The organism is Pseudomonas sp. AOB-7 (assembly GCF_003696305.1).
Taxonomy (GTDB): domain Bacteria; phylum Pseudomonadota; class Gammaproteobacteria; order Pseudomonadales; family Pseudomonadaceae; genus Aquipseudomonas.
This window is the reverse complement of record NZ_RFFK01000012.1, coordinates 96,817-117,413: the sequence shown is the minus strand read 5'-3', so window position 1 is coordinate 117,413 and position 20,597 is coordinate 96,817. Positions and strand designations below refer to the sequence as shown.

The 20,597-nt window shown below is 66.1% G+C and carries 17 protein-coding genes; 7 read left to right on the top strand and 10 right to left on the bottom strand.

Annotated features, from left to right (window positions below; all coding sequences use genetic code 11):
* The first annotated feature begins 255 nt into the window (after positions 1–255).
* The 6 genes from EA796_RS19295 (at position 256) to cobA (ending at position 9,937) form a co-directional block, all read left to right on the top strand.
* Positions 256–1,467, top strand: coding sequence for a NarK/NasA family nitrate transporter (locus EA796_RS19295; RefSeq protein WP_021442821.1), 1,212 nt, complete (start codon positions 256–258; stop codon positions 1,465–1,467).
* Between the two features lie 132 nt (positions 1,468–1,599).
* Positions 1,600–3,267 (top strand): bifunctional protein-serine/threonine kinase/phosphatase, encoded by a 1,668-nt coding sequence (locus EA796_RS19290; RefSeq protein ID WP_021442822.1) that lies wholly within the window; start codon positions 1,600–1,602, stop codon positions 3,265–3,267.
* A gap of 356 nt (positions 3,268–3,623) precedes the next feature.
* Entirely contained in the window at positions 3,624–6,080 is a 2,457-nt protein-coding gene (gene nirB, locus EA796_RS19285) for a nitrite reductase large subunit NirB (protein WP_122109791.1), read from the top strand.
* Positions 6,077–6,403 (top strand): nitrite reductase small subunit NirD, encoded by a 327-nt coding sequence (nirD, locus tag EA796_RS19280; RefSeq protein ID WP_021442824.1) that lies wholly within the window; start codon positions 6,077–6,079, stop codon positions 6,401–6,403. Before nirB ends, nirD begins: the two co-directional genes overlap by 4 nt.
* Positions 6,404–6,464: 61 nt before the next feature.
* Positions 6,465–9,182 (top strand): nitrate reductase, encoded by a 2,718-nt coding sequence (locus EA796_RS19275; protein WP_122109774.1) that lies wholly within the window; start codon positions 6,465–6,467, stop codon positions 9,180–9,182.
* An 11-nt stretch (positions 9,183–9,193) separates the two neighbouring features.
* On the top strand, positions 9,194–9,937 hold the full coding sequence (cobA, locus tag EA796_RS19270) for a uroporphyrinogen-III C-methyltransferase (protein ID WP_122109773.1): 744 nt from the start codon (positions 9,194–9,196) through the stop codon (positions 9,935–9,937).
* A gap of 115 nt (positions 9,938–10,052) precedes the next feature.
* On the opposite strand, the gene EA796_RS19265 is transcribed toward cobA, so the two are convergent.
* The 9 genes from EA796_RS19265 to ppsA all read right to left on the bottom strand — a co-directional run bounded on the left by EA796_RS19265 (position 10,053) and on the right by ppsA (position 18,340).
* Complete coding sequence (locus tag EA796_RS19265; RefSeq protein ID WP_122109772.1) at positions 10,053–11,033, bottom strand: OmpA family protein; 981 nt, start codon at positions 11,031–11,033, stop codon at positions 10,053–10,055.
* A gap of 108 nt (positions 11,034–11,141) precedes the next feature.
* Complete coding sequence (gene sigX, locus EA796_RS19260; RefSeq protein ID WP_031303023.1) at positions 11,142–11,732, bottom strand: RNA polymerase sigma factor SigX; 591 nt, start codon at positions 11,730–11,732, stop codon at positions 11,142–11,144.
* Between the two features lie 85 nt (positions 11,733–11,817).
* Complete coding sequence (locus tag EA796_RS19255) at positions 11,818–12,642, bottom strand: mechanosensitive ion channel domain-containing protein (RefSeq protein WP_021443662.1); 825 nt, start codon at positions 12,640–12,642, stop codon at positions 11,818–11,820.
* 1 nt (position 12,643) lies between these two features.
* Positions 12,644–12,895 carry a CrfX protein gene (locus EA796_RS19250; protein WP_177342892.1) on the bottom strand — a complete coding sequence of 84 codons (252 nt, stop codon included), beginning with the start codon at positions 12,893–12,895 and terminating at the stop codon, positions 12,644–12,646.
* 49 nt (positions 12,896–12,944) lie between these two features.
* Positions 12,945–13,931, bottom strand: coding sequence for a zinc transporter ZntB (locus EA796_RS19245; protein WP_122109771.1), 987 nt, complete (start codon positions 13,929–13,931; stop codon positions 12,945–12,947).
* Between the two features lie 4 nt (positions 13,932–13,935).
* Complete coding sequence (gene rraA / locus EA796_RS19240) at positions 13,936–14,424, bottom strand: ribonuclease E activity regulator RraA (protein WP_021443659.1); 489 nt, start codon at positions 14,422–14,424, stop codon at positions 13,936–13,938.
* A gap of 36 nt (positions 14,425–14,460) precedes the next feature.
* Entirely contained in the window at positions 14,461–14,760 is a 300-nt protein-coding gene (locus tag EA796_RS19235) for a Rieske (2Fe-2S) protein (RefSeq protein WP_122109770.1), read from the bottom strand.
* Between the two features lie 90 nt (positions 14,761–14,850).
* The gene (locus EA796_RS19230; protein WP_122109769.1) at positions 14,851–15,840 is read right to left on the bottom strand and encodes an alpha/beta fold hydrolase; all 990 of its coding nucleotides are present in this window, start codon (positions 15,838–15,840) and stop codon (positions 14,851–14,853) included.
* 127 nt (positions 15,841–15,967) lie between these two features.
* Positions 15,968–18,340, bottom strand: coding sequence for a phosphoenolpyruvate synthase (gene ppsA, locus EA796_RS19225; protein WP_031303835.1), 2,373 nt, complete (start codon positions 18,338–18,340; stop codon positions 15,968–15,970).
* A 182-nt stretch (positions 18,341–18,522) separates the two neighbouring features.
* Between ppsA and EA796_RS19215 the strand changes: the two genes are divergently transcribed.
* Positions 18,523–19,341, top strand: a complete 819-nt coding sequence (locus EA796_RS19215; protein ID WP_021445819.1) for a pyruvate, water dikinase regulatory protein — start codon at positions 18,523–18,525, stop codon at positions 19,339–19,341.
* Between the two features lie 66 nt (positions 19,342–19,407).
* Here EA796_RS19215 and prpF read toward each other — a convergent pair whose 3' ends face one another.
* Positions 19,408–20,595: a 2-methylaconitate cis-trans isomerase PrpF gene (prpF, locus tag EA796_RS19210; RefSeq protein WP_122109768.1), complete on the bottom strand. Its 1,188-nt coding sequence runs from the start codon at positions 20,593–20,595 to the stop codon at positions 19,408–19,410.
* Between the last annotated feature and the right edge of the window lie 2 nt (positions 20,596–20,597).

Genomic DNA, 20,597 nt, shown 5'->3' with positions numbered 1-20,597 from the left:
ACGACAAAGACGTCGCCTCACCTCGCCTCAACGGCCAGCGGTGAAGCGGCGTTTTTTTTCGTGTTCGCCCCAGTGTCCGGGGCCGGCGCAGGCGTCGCGATCCGAACCTGCACTGCAATCGTTCAACCCTGCTGTGGCCTCGGCCGCAGGGCCGCGCGCCACAAGTGCGCGGCCTCCCCGGCAGGCGCGGCCGCCGTGTCCACGACCACGGTCGGCCGCGCCGTGCCGGGCCCCTTCTCGCTGATGAGGTGATCGATGAATACAAGTTTCTGGAAAGCCGGCCACGCCCCCACCCTGTTCGCCGCCTTCCTCTATTTCGACCTGAGCTTCATGGTCTGGTACCTGCTCGGCCCGCTGGCGGTGCAGATCGCCACCGACCTCGATCTCAACGCCCAGCAGCGCGGCCTGATGGTGGCCACGCCGATTCTCGCCGGCGCCGTGCTGCGCCTGCTGATGGGCTTTCTCGCCGACCGCCTGTCGCCGAAGACCGCCGGCCTGCTCGGCCAGGTGGTGGTCATCGTCGCGCTGTTCTGCGCCTGGCAGATCGGCATCGGCAGCTACGAGCAGGCGCTGCTGCTCGGCCTGTTCCTCGGTTTCGCCGGCGCCGCCTTCGCCGTGGCCCTGCCGCTGGCCTCGCAGTGGTACCCGCCGCAGCACCAGGGCAAGGCCATGGGCATCGCCGGCGCCGGCAACTCCGGCACCGTGCTGGCGGCGCTGTTCGCACCCGGCCTGGCGGCGCTGTCCGGCTGGCAGAACGTGTTCGGCTGGGCGCTGATCCCGCTGCTGGCGACCCTGGTGATCTTCGCCCTGGTGGCCAGGAACGCGCCGGAGCGGCCCAAGGCCAAGGCCTTCGGCGACTACCTCAAGGCCCTCGGCGACCGCGACAGCTGGTGGTTCATGTTCTTCTACAGCGTCACCTTCGGCGGCTTCATCGGCCTGGCCAGCGCCCTGCCCGGCTACTTCAGCGACCAGTACGGGCTGAACCCGGTGACCGCCGGCTACTACACCGCCGCCTGCGTCTGCGCCGGCAGCCTGCTGCGCCCACTCGGCGGCGCCCTGGCCGACCGCATCGGCGGCATCCGCTCGCTGCTGATGATGTACACCATCGCCTCGCTGTGCATCGCCGCGGTGGGCTTCAACCTGCCCAGCGCGACCGCCGCCCTGGCCCTGTTCGTCGCCGCCATGCTCGGCCTTGGTGCTGGCAATGGCGCGGTATTTCAGCTGGTACCGCAGCGCTTTCGCAAGGAGATCGGCGTGATGACCGGGCTGATCGGCATGGCCGGCGGCATCGGTGGCTTCTTCCTCGCCGCCGGCCTCGGCACCATCAAGCAGCACACCGGCGACTACCAGCTGGGCCTGTGGCTGTTCGCCAGCCTCGGCGTGCTGGCCTGGATCGGTCTGCACGGAGTCAAGCAGCGCTGGCGCACCACCTGGGGCAGCGCCGCGGTGACCGCCGCGCGGGTGTAAGCGAACCTTCGGCGATCCGCCGCCTTCGTAGGGTGCGCCATGCGCACCAGCGCTCTATCGTCGAGCCTGGTGCACGCGGCGCACCCTACGTTCCGAAGCGCCGAGGCAAATAAACGATCTGTGGAAACAGCCATGGCCCTGCAACTGAGCATCGGCGAAACCAGCGCCACCGGCCCGCGCAGCGAGAACCAGGACGCCCTGCGCGTGGTCACCCCGGCGCCGGCCCTGGCCGCCAGCAAGGGCTATCTGCTGGGCCTGGCCGATGGCGTCAGTCAGTGCGCCGACGGCGGCTTGGCGGCGCGCGCCACCCTGCAGGCGCTGGCCCTGGACTACTACTCCACCCCGGAAACCTGGCCGGTGCAGCACAGCCTGGACCGCCTGCTCAGCGCACATAACCGCTGGCTGCAGGCCAACGGCGGCGGCCAGCCGCTGCTGACCACCCTCACCGCCCTGGTGCTGCGCGGCCGCCGCTACACCCTGGCGCATATCGGCGACAGTCGCGCCTACCTGTGGCGTGACGGCCAGCTGCTGCGCCTGACCGAGGACCATGTCTGGGAACAGCCGGGCATGCAGCACGTGCTCAAGCGCGCCATGGGCCTGGATCAGCACCTGGTGGTGGACTACCGCGACGGCGAGCTGCAGGCCGGCGACCGCTTCCTGCTGGTCAGCGACGGCGTCTGGGCCTGCCTCAGCGACAGGCGCATCGGCGAACTGCTGCGACAGGGCGATGACGCCGGGGCGATCTGCCAGGCGCTGGTCGACGAGGCCCACCGCGCCGGCAGCCAGGACAACGCCAGCGCCCTGCTGGTGTACATAGACCAATTGCCCGAGGCGGCGCTGGCCGACACCCTGGCCCAGCTCGAGCACTGGCCGCTGCCGCCGCGCCTGCGCGACGGCCAGGAGTTCGAGGGCTGGCAGGTCGAAGGCCTGCTCGGTGAATCGCGCCAGTCGCTGATCTACCGGGTGCGCGACGCGCACAATCAGCCCTGGTTGCTCAAGACCCTGCCGGCCAGCCGCGCCGGCGAGGAGCAGGCCGGCCCGGCGCTGCTGCAGGAGGAATGGTTCCTGCGCCGCGTCGCCGGCCGCCACTTCCCCGAACTGCACGCGCTGCCGCAGCGCCAGCACCTGTATTACGTGCAGCGCGAGTACGCCGGCCAGACCCTGGCCGCGCACCTGCAGCAGGCCGGCCCGCTGAGCCTGGCCGACTGGCAGGACCTGGCGCCGCGGCTGATCAAGGCCCTCGGCCTGCTGCACCGGCGCAATGTCATCCACCGCGACATCAAGCCGGAGAACCTCTTGCTCGGCGACGACGGCGAGCTGCGCGTGCTCGACTTCGGCCTGGCCTACTGCCCGGGCCTGACCCGCGACGAGGCCCATGCCCTGCCCGGCACCCCCAGCTATATCGCCCCGGAAGCCTTCGCCGGCAGCCCACCCAGCGCCCAGCAGGACCTCTACGCCGCGGGCGTGACGCTCTATCACCTGCTCACCGGCCACTATCCCCACGGCGAGGTCGAGGCCTTCCAGCACCCGCGCTTCGGCCAACCTGTGCCAGCCAGCCGCTACCGCCCGGACTTGCCTGCCTGGCTCGATGAGATCTTGAACCGCGCGGTAGCCGCCGCCCCGGCGCAGCGCTTCGAAACTGCCGAGGAATGGCTGCTGGCCCTGGAAAGCGGCGAGCGCCAGTCCATCGGCAGCCGCCCACGGCCGCTGCTGGAGCGCGAGCCGCTGCTGGTCTGGCGCACGGTTGCCTTGGTGTCGCTGCTGCTCAACCTGCTGCTGGCGCTGTTGCTGCTCAAATAGCGCCACTCGCACCAAAGCGGCGCAAAACGCCTCGCAAAGGTGCACAAGCAGGCTCGGCAGAAGCCGGCAAGTGCCTGAAAAGCCTGAAAAACCGTGATGTTGGAAAGTTGGCACAGGCGCTGCATTAGTCTTGGCACAAGTTGAATAAAGCGCGACCTTCAACGAAGAAGGCTGCACTTCCCGATCGAACGGGACCTGGACAAAGGCGTCCTCGCTAGGTGACTAGCGGGACGCCTTTTTTGTTTTTTTATGGCCTGCCATCCCTGGCGGCCACTCTTCGAGCCGTCGCGGAGCGACGTCAAGAATTGCTCCCGACAATTTTTTCGACCGTGATTTTTCTTCAGGAGATGGCCGGCATGCAAAAACTCAAGCTGGTGATGATCGGCAACGGCATGGCGGGTGTACGCACCCTCGAAGAGCTGCTCAAGCTCGCCCCCGATCTCTACGACATCACCGTGTTCGGCGCCGAGCCGCACCCCAACTACAACCGCATCCTGCTCTCGCCGGTGCTGGCCGGCGAGCAGACCTTCGAGGAGATCGTGCTCAACGATCTGGGCTGGTACGCGGAAAACGACATCAAGCTGCTGCTGGGGCGCAAGGTGGTCAAGATCGACCGCAAGAAGCGCCTGGTGATCGCCGACGACGGCAGCGAAGCCGAGTACGACCGCCTGCTCATCGCCACCGGTTCCAACCCCTTCATCCTGCCGATCCCGGGCAAGGACCTGCAGGGCGTGATCGGCTATCGCGATATCGCCGACACCCAGATGATGATGGACACCGCCAAGACCCATAAGCACGCCGTAGTCATCGGCGGCGGCCTGCTCGGCCTGGAGGCGGCCAACGGCCTCAAGCTGCGCGGCATGGACGTCACCGTGGTGCATCTGGGCGACTGGCTGCTGGAGCGCCAGCTCGATCGCACCGCCGGCGAGCTGCTGCAGAAATCCCTGGAAGACCGCGGCCTGAAGTTCCTCCTGCCCAAGCACACCGCCGAGCTGCTGGACAACGGCGAAGGCCGCGTCTGCGCGGTGAAATTCAAGGACGGCGAGGTGATCCCTGCGGACCTGGTGGTGATGGCCGCCGGCATCCGCCCCAACAGCGAACTGGCCGAGAGCGCCGGTATCGCCTGCAACCGCGGCATCCTGGTCAACGACACCATGCAGACCTATGACCCGCGCATCTACGCCATCGGCGAATGCGCCAGCCACCGCGGCATCGCCTACGGCCTGGTGGCGCCGCTGTTCGAGCAGGCCAAGGTCTGCGCCAATCACCTGGCCCAGCTCGGCTTCGCCCGCTATCAGGGTTCGGTGACCTCGACCAAGCTGAAAGTGACTGGCATCGACCTGTTCTCCGCCGGCGAATTTATGGGCGGCGAGGGAACGGAAACGATAACGCTGTCCGACCCCATCGGCGGCGTGTACAAGAAGCTGGTGATCAAGGACGACGTGCTGGTCGGCGCCTGCCTGTACGGCGACACCGCCGACGGCGGCTGGTACTTCCGCCAGATCCGCGAGAACCACAACGTCAGCGAGATCCGCGACCACCTGATGTTCGGCGAAGGCGCCATCGGCGATGTCGGCCACCAGGGCGCCGACAAGACCGCCAACATGCCCGACAGCATGGAGATCTGCGGCTGCAACGGCGTGTGCAAGGGCACCATCGTCCGGGCCATCCAAGAGAACGGGCTCTTCTCGGTCGACGAGGTTAAGAAGCACACCAAGGCCGCCAGCTCCTGCGGCTCCTGCGCCGGCCTGGTCGAGCAGATTCTGATCAGCACCGTCGGCGGCGCCGCCGACGTCAAGCCCAAGAGCGAGAAGGCCATCTGCGGCTGCTCCGACCTCAACCACGGGCAGATCCGCAAGGCGATCCGCGAGCAGCACCTGACGTCCATGGCGCAAACCATGGAGTTTCTCAACTGGAGCACGCCCAACGGCTGCGCCACCTGCCGCCCGGCGCTGAACTACTACCTGATCTCCACCTGGCCGGGCGAGGCCAAGGACGACCCGCAGTCGCGCCTGATCAACGAACGCGCCCACGCCAATATCCAGAAGGACGGCACCTACTCGGTGGTGCCGCGTATGTGGGGCGGCGTGACCAACCCCTCCGAGCTGCGCCGCATTGCCGATGTGGCCGACAAGTACAAGGTGCCCATGGTCAAGGTCACCGGCGGTCAGCGCATCGACCTGCTGGGCATCAAGAAGGATGACCTGCCGGCCGTGTGGAAGGACCTGGACATGCCCTCCGGCCACGCCTACGGCAAGTCCATCCGCACCGTGAAGACCTGCGTCGGCAGCGAGTTCTGCCGCTTCGGCACGCAGAACTCCACCCAGCTGGGCATCGACCTGGAGCACGACCTGTTCAACATGTGGTCGCCGCACAAGGTCAAGCTGGCGGTCTCCGGCTGCCCGCGCAACTGCGCCGAGGCCGGCATCAAGGACGTCGGCATCATCGGCGTGGATTCCGGCTTCGAGATGTATATCGGCGGCAACGGCGGGATCAAGACCGAGGTGGCCGAGTTCTTCGTCAAGGTGAAAACAGCCGAGGAAGTGCGCGAATACAACGCCGCCTTCCTCCAGCTGTACCGCGAAGAGGCCTTCTACCTCGAGCGCACCGTGCACTACATGCAGCGCGTCGGCATGGAGCACATCAAGAAGGCGGTGCTGGAGGACGAAGCCAACCGCAAGGCCCTGGCCGCGCGCCTGCACTACGCCCTGTCGTTCGAGCAGGACCCCTGGAAGGAGCGCATCGAGACGCCGCAACTGAAGAAAGAGTTCGACCGCATCAAGGTCGTGCAAATTGAGGAGGCCACCGTATGAACTGGCTGGATATCTGCGCCCTGGACGAGATCAACGTACTCGGCTCGCGCATTGTTGCAGGGCCGAAAGGCGATATCGCCATCTTCCGTACCGCGGCCGACGAGGTCTTCGCCCTCGACGACCGCTGCCCGCACAAGGGCGGCCCGCTGTCCCAGGGGCTGATCTACGGCAAGCGCGTGGCCTGCCCGCTGCACAACTGGCAGATCGAGCTGGAGTCCGGCGAGGCCGTGGCGCCGGATGTGGGCTGCGCTCACCGGCACCATGCCAAGGTGGAAAGCGGCCGCGTGCTGCTGGCCCTGAACACCGCCGCGAAGTGCGCCTAAGCCGTCCGGCGGCAGGCACGCGGTCTGCCGCCAGGCGTATTGCCCCCTAGGAGCTCCGAACATGGCCAGCCCCACTCAAGTCACCGCCTCCACCTGCTGCTACTGCGGCGTGGGCTGCGGCGTGCTGATCGAGCACGATGGCGAGCAGATTCTCGGCGTCGCCGGCGACCCCAGCCACCCGGCCAACTTCGGCAAGCTGTGCAGCAAGGGTTCGACCCTGCACCTGACCGGCGACCTCGACGCCCGCGCCCTGTACCCCGAGCTGCGCCTGGGCAAGGGCCTGGCCCGTTCGCGCACGGACTGGGACAGCGCCCTGGACCATGCCGCGGCGGTGTTCGCCGAGACCATCCGCGAGCACGGCCCGGACAGCGTGGCCTTCTACATCTCCGGCCAGCTGCTGACCGAGGACTACTACGCCTTTAACAAGCTGGCGAGAGCATTGGTGGGAACCAACAATATCGACAGCAACTCGCGGCTGTGCATGTCCAGCGCCGTGGTCGGCTACAAGCGCAGCCTCGGCGCCGACGCCCCGCCCTGCAATTACGAGGACATCGAGCAGAGCGACTGCCTGCTGATCGCCGGCTCCAACATGGCCTACGCCCATCCGGTACTGTTCCGCCGCCTGGAAGAAGCCAAGGCGCGCCGTCCGGAGATGCAGATCATCGTCGTCGATCCGCGGCGTACCGACACCTGCGAGCTGGCCGACCTGCACCTGGCGATTCTGCCCGGCACCGACGTCGCGCTGTTTCACGGCATCCTGCATCTCCTGCTGTGGGAAGGCTGGGTCGACCGCCGCTATATCGACGCCCACACCGAAGGTTTCGCGGCGCTGAAGAACCTGGTGCGCGACTACAGCCCGGCGGCCACCGCCGATATCTGCGGCATCAGCCTGGACGCCCTGCAGCGCTGCGCCGAATTGATCGGCAAGGCGCCCTCCTTCCTTTCGCTGTGGTGCATGGGGCTCAATCAGTCCAGTGCCGGTTCGGCAAAGAACAGCGCGCTGATCAATCTGCACCTGGCCACCGGGCAGATCGGCAAGCCCGGCGCCGGTCCCTTCTCGCTGACCGGCCAGCCCAACGCCATGGGCGGCCGCGAGACCGGCAGCCTGAGCAACCTGCTGCCGGGACATCGCGAGGCCGGCGATGCCGAGCACCGCGCCGAAGTCGCCGCCTACTGGGGCGTCGACGCCCTGCCGCAGACGCCCGGCCTGTCCGCCATCGAACTGTTCGATGCGGTGCACGACGGCCGCATCAAGGCGCTGTGGATCGCCTGCACCAACCCGGCGCAGTCGCTGCCGAACCAGAACAAGGTGCACGAGGCCCTGGCCGCCTGCCCCTTCGTCGTGGTGCAGGAAGCCTTCTTCACCACCGAGACCTGCCGCTACGCCGACCTGCTGCTGCCCGCCGCCAGCTGGGGCGAGAAGGAAGGCACGGTGACCAACTCCGAGCGCCGCGTCAGCCATGTACGCCGCGCCGTGGCAGCGCCCAAAGAGGCGCGGCCCGACTGGTCGATCACCTGCGACTTCGCCCGTCGCCTGGAAACTTTGCTCCGCCCCGGCCTGCCCAGCCTGTTCGATTTCGCCGACAGCGAAGCGCTGTTCGAGGAATACAAGCACCTGACCGCCCAGCGCGACCTCGACCTCTCGGGGCTGAGCTACGCGCTGCTCGACGACCAAGGTCCCCAACAATGGCCGTTTGCGCCCGGCGCACGCCAGGGCACCGCGCGGCTCTATGCCGACGGCCGCTTTCCCACCGCCAGCGGGCGCGCGCAGTTCCACGCCGACCCGTACCGCGCACCGAAGGAAAAGCGCGAGGCGCGTTACTCCCTGACCCTCAACACCGGCCGCCTGCGCGACCAGTGGCACGGCATGAGCCGCACCGGCACCGCCGCGCGCCTGTTCGGCCATGTCGAGGCCGCCGTGCTCGGCCTGCACCCGGACGAGTTGCGTCGCCGTCGTCTGCAGGACGGCGACCTGGTCAGGCTGCGCAGCCGCCGCGGCAGCCTGATCCTGCCGGTGCAGGCCGACGAGTCGGTGCGCCCAGGCCAGGCCTGGCTGCCGATGCACTGGGGCGACCGCTTCCTCAAGGGCCTGGGCACCAATGTGCTGACCCAGCCGGCCTTCGATCCGCTGTCCAAGCAGCCGGAGCTCAAGCACGCCGGGGTCGAGGTGGACAAGGTCGAGCTGCCCTGGCAGCTGTTCGCTCTGGTCGAGGGTGAGGTGCAGAGTCGCTTCGAGGCCTTGCGCCCGCTGTTCGAGGAGTTCGCCTACGCCAGCCTCACCCCCACCGGCCGCGAGCGCCCCGCCCTGCTGATCCGCGCCGCCTGCGCCGTAGCGCCGCAGCCGGAGCTGCTGGCACAGATCGACCGCCTGCTGCGCCTGCACCAGGGCCCGGTGCTGGCCTACGACGACCCGCGCCGCGCGGTGGGCAAGCGCGTGCGCATCGAGGACGGCCGTATCGTCAGCATCCGCCTGGCCGGCGAAACCGCCGCCAGCGAATGGCTCAGAAGCCTGTGGCTGGACGGCCAGGCCGACGCCGACCTGCGCCGCTGGCTGCTCGCCCCGGTCTCCGCGCCGCCAGGCAATGCAACCGCCACCACCCGCGGCAAGACCCTGTGCAACTGCCTGAACGTTAGCGAAAGCGCGGTGTGCGCCGGCATCAAGCGCGGCCTGGACCTGGACGGCCTCAAGCAGGAGCTCAAGTGCGGCACCAGCTGCGGCTCCTGCGTCCCCGAAATCAAACGCCTGCTGGCTAACCAGCCGCTTGCCGTCAACGCCTAGAGGAACCCGATATGAGCGCAAAAGTCTGGCTGGTGGGCGCTGGCCCTGGTGATCCCGAGCTGCTGACGCTGAAGGCGGTCAAGGCCCTGAATCAGGCCGAGATCGTGATGATCGACGATCTGGTCAACCCGGCCGTGCTGGAACACTGCCCCGGCGCGCGCATCGTTTCGGTGGGCAAGCGCGGCGGCTGCCGCTCCACCCCACAGGCCTTTATCCATCGCCTGATGCTGCGCTACGCGCGCCAGGGCAAGTGCGTGGTGCGCCTGAAAGGCGGCGATCCTTGCATCTTCGGCCGCGGCAGCGAGGAAGCCGACTGGCTCGGCGCGCACGGTATCGAGGTGGAGCTGGTCAACGGCATCACCGCCGGGTTGGCCGGCGCCACCAACTGCGGCATTCCCCTGACACTGCGCGGCGTGGCGCGCGGCGTGACCCTGGTCACCGCCCATACCCAGGACGACAGCAGCCTGAACTGGGCGGCCCTGACCCAGGGCGGCACCACCCTGGTGGTCTATATGGGCGTGGCCAAGCTGGTCGACATCCAGGCCGGCCTGCTCGCCGGCGGCATGAGCGGCGAAATGCCGGTGGCCATGATCGAAAACGCCTCGCTGCCCGAGCAGCGCGAATGCCGCAGCCAACTGGCCGATATGGTCGCAGATGCCCGCGCCTTTGCCCTGCAGAGTCCGGCCATCCTGGTGATCGGCGAAGTCGCCCGCGCCAGCAGCCAGATCAGCATGCCTCAGCTCCTGCATGCCTGACCGCTTCGCGCTCCTGCGAAGTCGTTGTTTGCCCGTCGCCCCCTCGGCGGGCTTTTTTATTCCAGAAAAGAAAAAACCCGGCCAAGGCCGGGTTTTTCTTAGCGCACCAGAAGCATTACTGCTGGATCTGGGCTTCCACTTCGGCTTCAACGCGACGGTTGACGGCGCGGCCAGCTTCGGTGGCGTTGTCGGCTACCGGGCGCGACTCGCCGTAACCGGCGGTGTTCACACGGCTGCCATCGACACCGTACTGGTTGACCAGCACATCGCGAACGGCGTTGGCACGACGCTCGGACAGACCCTGGTTGTAGGTGTCGCTGCCGACGGAGTCGGTGTGACCTTCAACGGTGGTGGTGGTCTGCGGGTACTGGTTCATGAAGTCGGCCAGGTTCTTGATGTCACCGTAGCTTTCTTCTTTCACGCGGTCCTTGTCGAAGTCGAACTTGACGTCCAGCTCGACGCGCACGGCTTCCATTACCGGCTCCGGAGCGGGCTCGGGCATCGGCTCGACAGCGGCTACGGGGGCCGGAGCCGGGGCCGGCTTGCTGCCGCCGCCGAAGTTCAGACCAACGCCGACGCCGGCTTGCCACTCGGTGTCGCCCTGGTCGATGTTGTACAGAGCGTCGACGCCGGCACGGGCGTAGAACATCTCGGTGAAGTAGTACTTGGCACCGGCACCGGCGATGGCCAGGGTGGAGTGGTCACGGCCGCCGCTGTTGGCGTCGCCGATGCTCTGATGGCCGAAGCCGGCAGACACGTAGGGACGCAGGCCTGCACCCGGCTGACCGAAGTGGTAGAGGGCCTTCAGGTCGGTCAGGTTGCCTTTGATGTTCTTGCTGCCGGCAGCGCCTTCGCCACGCAGGTCGTGGTACTCGCCGTAGGACAGGGCCAGCTCGACATCGTCGGTCAGGTAGTAGCCAATGCTGGCGCCGAACAGGTTGCCTTCATCGTGAGCGAAGTCACGCTGGGTGTCGGCGAAGTAGCGATTGACGAAGCCCTCCACCTCGACAGCGCCTTGCCCTTGCGCCAGCGCGCCGAAGGAAGTTGCGGCAACGAGAGAGCCAATGACTACGCCCAAGGTGTTTTTCAGTTTCATCCGTTAAATCCCCATCTTGGTGGTTAATAAGTCGCCTGCGGTTTCAGTCGGCAACTTGGCGGCGATTTTAGCAGGGTTCGCCACTCCCTTAGTGGTCGATTAGCTGAACTAAGTTTCGGAAGTGTCCGAAAATTTGTCGCGCAATCGATCCAAAGCTCGCTTGTAGCGCATTTTCGTGGCGCTCAAGCCCATATGCATGATGTCGGCGATCTCCTGGAACTCTAGCTCTGCGACAAAACGTAGCACCAGAATTTCCCGATCGATCGGGTTGACGTGCACCAACCAGCGATCCAGACCACCGCGTTCCTCGACTTTCGGCGTCTTTTCCTCGGACGCCTCTTCCAACGGATCGAGACTCAGGGCGTCGATCAAACGCCGCTTTCTGCGCTCTTTGCGGTACTGGGTAATGCACTCGTTATAGGTGATGCTGTAGAGCCAGGTCTTGAACTTGGACTTGCCCTCGAAGTTCTTCAAACCGTAAAGAACTTTCAGCATGACCTCTTGACAGACATCGTCGGCGTCCCTTTCGTTCCCCAGATAACGCGCGCAGACATTGAACAGGGTGCGCTGGTAACGGCGCATGAGTTCTTCATAAGCACGGGTGATGTGGAACAACTCGTCGTGAGCGCGCGCCACCAGCTCCTCATCGGTGAGCTCGCGGGGATCGTAACGCGTGGGCAAGGTTTGGGCTTTGTTCAAAACAAGTTGGGCCGAAAGTCGGGACGAAAACCGCCCCACAGGCTATACCTGTCGGGCGGCGGCATAAAGTAGCAGGATTGGCGCGTTAGCGACTGTTTACCCGTTGCTCGAGCATCACGCGGTTGGCCACCGAGACCAACTCACCCGCATCGGTTAACAGGATAGTCTTGACCGTGCCGATTTCCTCGATCTGGCCTTCGACCTCACCAACCTGCACTTGTTGCCCGACCTGGTACAACTCGCGCACATAAATGCCGGCCAGAATCTGGCTGGCGATTTCCCGACTGCCCAGCCCCAGGGCCAGCGCCACTGCCAGGCCGACCGAGATCAGCACGATGGCGATGACGTTGTTGAGCAGATCGGTCTTGACCTCCAGCTGACCGATGGCCACCGAGATGCTGATGATGATCACCAGGCCCTGGGCCACACGGCCCAGGCCGTGGGCATAATCCAGGCCGACGCCCTCGGCCGCGCCACGCACCAGGCTGCTGACCAGCTGCGCCAGGAGCACGCCGGCGAGCAGCACCAGGGCCGCGCCGAATACCTTGGGCAAATACAGCGCCAGCACGTCGAGGGTGGCGGAAACCCGCTGCAGGCCGAGCGACTCGGCCGCCGAGACGAGGAAGATCAGCAGCACGAACCAGTAGACGATCTTGCCGATCAGGGTCGACACCGAAGCCTGGATGCCGACGCGCGCCAGCAGTTTGGTCAGCCCGGTGCCCATCATCAGGCGATCCAGCCCGACCTTGCCGAGCAGTTTGGACAGCAGGGTGTCGAGCAGCTTGGCCACGACGAAGCCGAGCAGCACCAGCACCAGGGCGACGAACAGGTTAGGAATGAAGCCGGCGACCTTGGTCCAGAGTGCGGTCATGGCGGCGATCAGGCTTTGGGTCCAGGGGTCGAGTTCCATTTCAATCGGCCTTATCAGCGGAAGCAGGGGAATGGGTACGGCGCGAAACCGGCGCGACATGCGCCGAGCCGTTGTTCAGGGCAATCATCAGGGCTTCGAGCCAGTGGCCCATCAGGCTGAACAGGTCGCCGGCGCCGACCTGACGGTTGGCGGTCTTGAGAACCCGGTGCAGGCAGGCATCGTCGTCATGATTGGACGGCGATGACTTGAGCAAATCGCGTAGGGATTCTTCGAATGGATCGTGCATGCGCACCTCACGGGATGTCACGGCTAGACGCGGCGGCGAGCGGCCAAGTCACACATCACAGCCAGCGCCAGCGGCGAAACAGCCACAGCTGGCCGAGTGCCAGGCTGGCCATCAGGCCGCAGGCGACGAAGAAACCGAGCGGACTCTCGGCGCCGGGTATGCCGCCGACGTTGATGCCCAGCAGGCCGGTGAGGAAGGTCAGCGGCAGGAACAGCCCGGTGATGATGCTGAAGCGGTACATGATGCGGTTCATCCGTTCGCTCAGGCGCCGACTCTCCGCCTCCAGCACCAGGCTGACGCGCTCGCGGACCAGCTCAAGCTCTTCCAGGTAACGGGTCAGGCGGTTGTTCAGTTCGTTCCAGTAATCGTCGTCGTCCTCGACGAACCAGGGCTGGCGGTTGCGCGCCAGCTGGGCGTAGAGATCGCGCTGTGGCGCCAGGAAGCGGCGCAGGCTGGCCGCGCGCCGGCGCACCTGGAGCATCAGGCCGTGTTCGGGACGGTAGCGCTCGTCGGCATCCAGGTGATCTTCCTCGCCGTCGAGCAGCTCGCCCAATTCGGCGATCAGGTCGTCGACGCGGTCGGTCAGGTAGCGCGCCAGCTCCAGCAGCAGCTCGGACGGGGTTTTCGGCCCCCTGCCCGCCTGCAGGTCCTCGATCAGCGCCTCGGTGGCCCGCAGCGGGCGCAGGCGCAGCGAGATGACCCGCCGCGCATCGGCGAAGATGCGCACCGAGACCATGTCCTCCGGCTCGGCGCCGGGGTTGCGGTTGACCCCGCGCAGGAACAGCAGCAGCTCGTCGTCCGGCAGCGGCAGCAGGCGCGGCCGGGTGTTTTCCTCGAGCAACAGGTCGCAGCTGAACTCGTCCAGCCCGCTGTGCTCGCGCAGCCAATGCTGCGCCTGAGGTTGGCTGCGATCCCAGTGCAGCCACAGGCTTTCCTGCTCGGCCAACTGCAGACCGTCCAGCTCTTCGCCCGTGATGCTGCGTGCGCCGCCGCGTCCGTCGAGGACGAAGGCATGCAGCAGGGCCGATTGCTGATCCTGCATGGGCTTATTCCGGCATGCTCAGGGCTTGCGGGGCGACGATGATGCCGTTGTTGTCGGCATACAGGTACTCGCCCGGGCGGAAGGTCACGCCGCCGAAGGTCACCGCCACGTTGAGATCGCCAATGCCGCGCTTGTCGGTCTTCATCGGATGGCTGGCCAGGGCCTGCACGCCCAGTTCGGTCTGGGCGATCACGTCGACGTCGCGGATGCAGCCGTACACCACTATGCCTTCCCAGCCGTTCTTGGCCGCCTTCTCGGCGAGCATGTCGCCGAGCAGGGCGCGGCGCAGCGAACCGCCGCCGTCCACCACCAGCACCTTGCCCTGGCCGGGCAGGTCGACCTGCTCCTTGACCAGCGAATTGTCCTCATGGCACTTGATGGTGACGATCTGGCCGCCGAAGGAGTCGCGGCCGCCGTAGTTGGCGAACATCGGCTCGACCACCTGCACCAGCTCCGGGTAGGCGTCGCACAGGTCGGGGGTGATGTAGTGCATGGCAAAACTCCTTTCAGCAATGAATAGGTGAGACGGCTAGAGGTCGACACCGATGCGGTCGCCGTCATAAGCCGTGTGCAACAGGGACAACCCGGCGCACTGGGCGTTCAGCGCCTGCCCGCTGCGCAGGTCGAACTCGACGCCATGGCGTGCGCAGCGCAGCACCCGGCCCTGCAGGCTGGCGTCGTGCAGCGGCGCGCCCTGGTGCGGGCAGCGGTTTTCCAGCAGCACCGGCTGCCCCTCGACCACCAGCAGCAACAGGCTGCGCCCGGCAACCTGGAAGCTGCGCCGGTAGCCCTCGTCGAGGTTGATCAGGCGCTCCAGCGCGATGAACATGCCCCCTCCGGCGGCTCCTGAAATGACCGCAAGCCTTTATCGCGTCACATCTTAACGGCATGCGCGCGGCGAAGGAACGCCTGCGCCGCCTCAAGCCCCCGTAGCAGAGGGCTGCTCGGCGAAACCCGCCGGCAGCTGCAGGTGGTTCAGCCAGTACTCGGCCAGCGGCCAGACCTCGCGCTGCGCCTCCTTGCTGACCAGCATCTCGACATGCCCGTAGTCGCTGGAGAACCCGCCCTGCTTGCTCAGCAGGAGAAACTGCTGCGGCGCCGCCGCGCACTGTTGCAGCAGCTTGCGGCAGGCCCAGGGCGGATCCTGGCGGTCGCCGGCGGCCGCCACCGCCAGCAGCGGCACCTCGACGCCGGCCAGGCCGGCCCACCAATCCTGCTCGCGGTCGCCGAAGCGGCCGAACAGGCCGTGCCAGCGCAGGCTCTCCAGGGCGATGCCGATGGGTTCGTCCTCCGGCCCCTGCTTCATCCGCCGCCCGGAAATACAGGGCAGGCCCTTGAGCAGCAGACGCCCGCTCCACTCCACCGGCGGCAGCTTGAGCGGCCAGTGGACGCGGCTGATCTGGCTGCCGAACAGCGCCGCCGAGCGCACCTGCCGGGCGTCCAGGTAGCCGCCGCCGAGCGCCGCGGCCAGGGTGATGCCCCCCAGGGAATGACCTATCCAGTGGGCGACCCGCCCGTTCTGCTCGGCGATGAAGGCGGCGATGGCCGGCAGGTCGTGGCGCACGTACTGCGCCACGCTGTTGTGGCGGTAGCCCTCGTTGCGTGGCGACAGGCCGTGGCCGCGCATCTCGGCGATCCACACATCGAAGCCGGCACGCGCCAGGTAGGCGCCCAGGCCGACGCCCCTGGGCGAGTACCAGAAACGCCGGTTGGAAAAGCTGCCGTGCAGCAGCACCACCGGCACCCCGCGCGCATCTTCGGCGCCGGCCAGGCCGAGACGGGTCAGGGCCAGCTCGACGCTGGAGTCCGGGCTGTTGTTGGGTTTGACAAGGTAGACGTCCTCGCTGAGATCGCCGCGCAATTCGGCGCTGATCAGGGCGACGGGGAAAAGCTCACTGCTGCTTTGCATGGATCGGACGACCGGAAGCGCTTACACGAAATATTGCCGGGAGAGATCGTTTCACAGCGGCTTGCGAGACGGCGGTACACAAAAAAGGGCGGGATCGACCCGCCCTTTGTCGCCGTCAGGCACGGCCTCAGGCGGGTTGAGTCTCGGCGAGGAAGAACCAGGTGTCGAGCACCGAGTCCGGGTTCAGCGAGACGCTCTCGATGCCCTGCTCCATCAGCCACTTGGCCAGGTCCGGGTGGTCCGAGGGACCCTGGCCGCAGATGCCGATGTACTTGCCGGCCTTGTTGCAGGCGGCGATGGCGTTGGCCAGCAGTTTCTTCACCGCCGGGTTACGCTCGTCGAACAGGTGGGCGACGATGCCAGAGTCGCGGTCCAGGCCCAGGGTCAGCTGGGTCAGGTCGTTGGAACCGATGGAGAAGCCGTCGAAGAACTCGAGGAACTCCTCGGCCAGGATGGCGTTGGACGGCAGCTCGCACATCATGATCACCTTCAGGCCGTCCTGACCGCGGGCCAGGCCGTTGCTGGCCAGCAGCTCGACCACTTGCGAGGCCTCGCCCAGGGTGCGCACGAAGGGCACCATGATCTCGACGTTGGTCAGACCCATCTCGCCGCGCACCTTCTTCAGCGCGCGGCATTCCAGCTCGAAGCAGTCGCGGAAGGACTCGCTGATGTAGCGCGAGGCGCCGCGGAAGCCGAGCATCGGGTTTTCTTCTTCCGGCTCGTAGAGCTTGCCGCCGATCAGGTTGGCGTATTCGTTGGACTTGAAGTCCGACAGCCGCACGATGACCTTCTTCGGCCAGAAGGCTGCGGCCAGGGTACTGATGCCCTCGACCAGCTTCTCGACGTAGAAGTCCACCGGATCGCCGTAACCGGCGATGCGCTTCTCGACGCTGTCCTTGATCTCGGCCGGCAGACCGGCGAAGTTCAGCAGCGCCTTGGGGTGCACGCCGATCATGCGGTTGATGATGAATTCCAGACGGGCCAGGCCCACGCCTTCGTTGGGCAGCTGGGCGAAGTCGAAGGCGCGGTCCGGGTTGCCGACGTTCATCATGATCTTGAACGGCAGCTCGGGCATGGCGTCGACCGAGTTCTTGCGAATGTCGAAGCCCAGCTCGCCTTCGAAGATGAAGCCGGTGTCGCCCTCGGCGCAGGAGACGGTGACGCCCTGGCCGTCTTTCAGCACCTGGGTGGCGTTGCCGCAACCGACCACGGCCGGAATGCCCAGCTCGCGGGCGATGATCGCCGCGTGGCAGGTACGCCCGCCGCGGTTGGTGACGATGGCGCTGGCGCGCTTCATCACCGGCTCCCAATCCGGGTCGGTCATGTCGGAGACCAGCACGTCGCCCGGCTGCACCTTGTCCATCTCGGAGACGTCGTGGATCACCCGCACCTTGCCGGCGCCGATGCGCTGGCCGATGGCGCGGCCTTCCACCAGTACGGTGCCCTTCTCTTTCAGCAGGTAGCGCTCCATCACGGTGGCGCTGGCGCGGCTCTTCACGGTCTCAGGGCGGGCCTGGACGATGTACAGCTTGCCGTCGTCGCCGTCCTTGGCCCACTCGATGTCCATCGGCCGGCCGTAGTGCTTCTCGATGATCAGCGCCTGCTTGGCCAGCTCGCTGACCTCGGCGTCGCTGATGCAGAAACGCGCGCGCTCGGCGCGGTCGACTTCCACGGTCTTGACCGAGCGACCGGCCTTGGCCTCGTCGCCGTAGACCATCTTGATCGCCTTGCTGCCCAGGTTGCGACGCAGAATCGCCGGGCGGCCGGCTTCCAGGGTCGGCTTGTGCACGTAGAACTCGTCGGGGTTGACCGCGCCTTGCACCACGGTCTCGCCCAGGCCGTAAGCGCCGGTGATAAAGACCACGTCACGGAAGCCGGATTCGGTGTCGAGGGTGAACATCACACCGGCCGTGCCGGTTTCCGAGCGCACCATGCGCTGTACGCCGGCGGACAGGGCGACCAGCTTGTGGTCGAAGCCCTGGTGCACGCGGTAGGCGATGGCGCGGTCGTTGAACAGGGAGGCGAAGACTTCCTTGGCCGCGCGGATCACGTTGTCCACGCCGCGGATGTTGAGGAAGGTCTCCTGCTGGCCGGCGAAGGAGGCGTCCGGCAGGTCTTCGGCGGTGGCGGAGGAACGCACGGCCACCGCCATGTTGTCGTTGCCGGCGCTCATGGTGGCGAAGGCATCACGGATCTGCTTGTCCAGTTCGGCCGGGAACTCGGCGTCCATCACCCACTGGCGAATCTGCGCACCGGTCTTGGCCAGGGCGTTGACGTCGTCCACGTCGAGGGCATCGAGGGCCGCGTGGATCTGCGCGTTCAGGCCGCTCTGCTCGAGAAAGTCGCGGTAGGCCTGAGCCGTAGTGGCGAAACCGCCGGGAACCGAGACACCGGCACCAGCCAGGTTGCTGATCATCTCGCCGAGGGATGCGTTCTTGCCCCCCACATGCTCAACATCGTGATTGCCGAGCTTATCGAGGGAAACTACGTACTCTACCAAGGTGATCTCTCCACTAACGGTGTTGGAAAAGCTCAGGGGGCTCTGGAAGGTCCGGCGAACTCAAGATCGCGAGATTGTGGCCTGGCCCTTGTATAAGTAACAATGCCGAACCCGGTGGGGCCGGCGAAAAACGCGGCCTATGATAGCCAAGAATCGAACTCAGCTTAAGGCCTTTGGCGCAAATGAAACGAACCGCTTTCTTTATCTCCGATGGCACCGGCATCACCGCCGAAACCCTGGGCCAGAGCCTGCTCGCGCAGTTCGAGAATATTCAATTCACCAAACTGACGCGTCCCTATATCGACAGCGTCGATAAAGCGCGCGCCATGGTACAACAAATCGATCTGGCTGCCGAAAGGGACGGCGCACGCCCGATCATCTTCGACACCATCGTCAACCAGGACATCCGCGACGTACTGGCCACCGCCAACGGATTCATGATCGACATCTTCTCCACCTTCCTCGCGCCGCTGGAGCAGGAACTGACCTCGCACTCCTCCTACTCGGTGGGCAAGTCCCACTCCATCGGGCAGAACTCCAACTACATGGAGCGCATCGAGGCGGTGAACTTCGCCCTGGACAACGACGACGGCGCACGCACCCACTACTACGACAAGGCCGACCTGATCCTGGTCGGCGTATCGCGCTGCGGCAAGACCCCCACCTGCCTTTATATGGCCATGCAGTACGGCATTCGCGCCGCCAACTACCCGCTGACCGAGGACGACATGGAGCGCCTGCAACTGCCGGCCGCGCTAAAGCCGTACAAGAACAAGCTGTTCGGCCTGACCATCGACCCCGACCGGCTCACCGCCATCCGCCACGAGCGCAAGCCCAACAGCCGCTACGCCAGCTTCGCCCAGTGCGAGTTCGAGGTGCGCGAGGTGGAGAACCTGTTCCGCCGCGAGAACATCGCCTATATCAACTCCACGCATTTCTCGGTGGAGGAAATCTCGGCCAAGATCCTGGTGGAGAAAGGTGTTGAGCGCCGGCTCAAGTAATCGCCATAACCAGCTGTTTCAAAAAGAAAAAGGCTCGCAATTTCGAGCCTTTTCCAGTTTTCGCCATCAGAAACTGTCGCCCGGCACCCGTACCCAGCCTTCCATCAGGATGCGCGCACTGCGACTCATGATGGCCTTGGTCACCGTCCATTGGTCGTCGACCCGCTTCGCCTGGGCGCCGACGCGCAGGGTGCCGGACGGATGGCCGAACCGCACCGCCTCGCGCTCGCCGCCGCCGGCCGCCAGGTTGACCAGGGTGCCGGGAATCGCCGCGGCCGTGCCGATGGCCACTGCGCAGGTGCCCATCATGGCGTGGTGCAGCTTGCCCATGGACAGCGCACGCACCAGCAGATCGACCTCGCCAGCCTCTATCTGCTTGCCACTGGAGGCCTTGTAACTCTTCGGCGGGGAAACGAAGGCGATCTTCGGCGTGTGCTGGCGGGTAGCCGCTTCTTCCGCCGTCTTGATCAGGCCCATGCGCAGCGCGCCGGCCACGCGGATTTGCTCGAAACGCGCCAGTTGCGCCGGATCGCCGTTGATGGCCTCGCGCAGTTCGGTGCCCTGGTAGCCGATGTCCTCGGCATTGACGAACACGGTCGGGATGCCGGCGGTGATCATGGTCGCCTTGAAGGTACCGACGCCAGGCACTTCGAGGTCATCGACCAGATTGCCGGTGGGGAACATCGAGGCGCCCTCCTCGCCATCATCGGACGGGTCGAGGAACTCCAGCACGATCTCCGCCGCGGGGAAGGTCACCCCGTCCAGCTCGAAGTCGCCGGTTTCCTGCACCTGACCGTTAGTGATCGGCACGTGGGCGATGATGGTCTTGTGGATATTGGCCTGCCAGATACGCACCACACAGGTGCCGTTGTCGGGAATCCGCGCCGGATCGACCAGGCCGGCATGGATGGCAAAGGCACCGGCCGCGGTGGACAGGTTGCCGCAGTTGCCGCTCCAGTCGACGAAGGCCTTGTCGATGGAAACCTGGCCGTAGAGGTAGTCGACGTCGTGTTCGGGCTGGCTGCTTTTCGACAGGATCACGCACTTGGAGGTGCTCGAGGTCGCGCCGCCCATGCCGTCGATATGCGCGCTGTACGGGTCGGGGCTGCCGATCACGCGCATGAACAGCGCATCGCGCGCCGCGCCCGGCACCTGGCAGCGCTCGGGCAGATCCTGCAGGCGGAAGAACACGCCCTTGCTGGTACCGCCACGGATATAGGTGGCAGGAATCTTGATCTGGGGTTGATGAGCCATAG

Bases quoted from the DNA above. Each gene is read 5' to 3' on its own strand.
- EA796_RS19295 (WP_021442821.1), top strand. From the start codon at position 256: ATGAATACAAGTTTCTGGAAAGCCGGCCACGCCCCCACCCTGTTCGCC.
- EA796_RS19290 (WP_021442822.1), top strand. From the start codon at position 1,600: ATGGCCCTGCAACTGAGCATCGGCGAAACCAGCGCCACCGGCCCGCGC.
- nirB (WP_122109791.1), top strand. From the start codon at position 3,624: ATGCAAAAACTCAAGCTGGTGATGATCGGCAACGGCATGGCGGGTGTA.
- nirD (WP_021442824.1), top strand. From the start codon at position 6,077: ATGAACTGGCTGGATATCTGCGCCCTGGACGAGATCAACGTACTCGGC.
- EA796_RS19275 (WP_122109774.1), top strand. From the start codon at position 6,465: ATGGCCAGCCCCACTCAAGTCACCGCCTCCACCTGCTGCTACTGCGGC.
- cobA (WP_122109773.1), top strand. From the start codon at position 9,194: ATGAGCGCAAAAGTCTGGCTGGTGGGCGCTGGCCCTGGTGATCCCGAG.
- EA796_RS19265 (WP_122109772.1), bottom strand. From the start codon at position 11,033: ATGAAACTGAAAAACACCTTGGGCGTAGTCATTGGCTCTCTCGTTGCC.
- EA796_RS19255 (WP_021443662.1), bottom strand. From the start codon at position 12,642: ATGGAACTCGACCCCTGGACCCAAAGCCTGATCGCCGCCATGACCGCA.
- EA796_RS19245 (WP_122109771.1), bottom strand. From the start codon at position 13,931: ATGCAGGATCAGCAATCGGCCCTGCTGCATGCCTTCGTCCTCGACGGA.
- rraA (WP_021443659.1), bottom strand. From the start codon at position 14,424: ATGCACTACATCACCCCCGACCTGTGCGACGCCTACCCGGAGCTGGTG.
- EA796_RS19235 (WP_122109770.1), bottom strand. From the start codon at position 14,760: ATGTTCATCGCGCTGGAGCGCCTGATCAACCTCGACGAGGGCTACCGG.
- EA796_RS19230 (WP_122109769.1), bottom strand. From the start codon at position 15,840: ATGCAAAGCAGCAGTGAGCTTTTCCCCGTCGCCCTGATCAGCGCCGAA.
- EA796_RS19215 (WP_021445819.1), top strand. From the start codon at position 18,523: ATGAAACGAACCGCTTTCTTTATCTCCGATGGCACCGGCATCACCGCC.
- prpF (WP_122109768.1), bottom strand. From the start codon at position 20,595: ATGGCTCATCAACCCCAGATCAAGATTCCTGCCACCTATATCCGTGGC.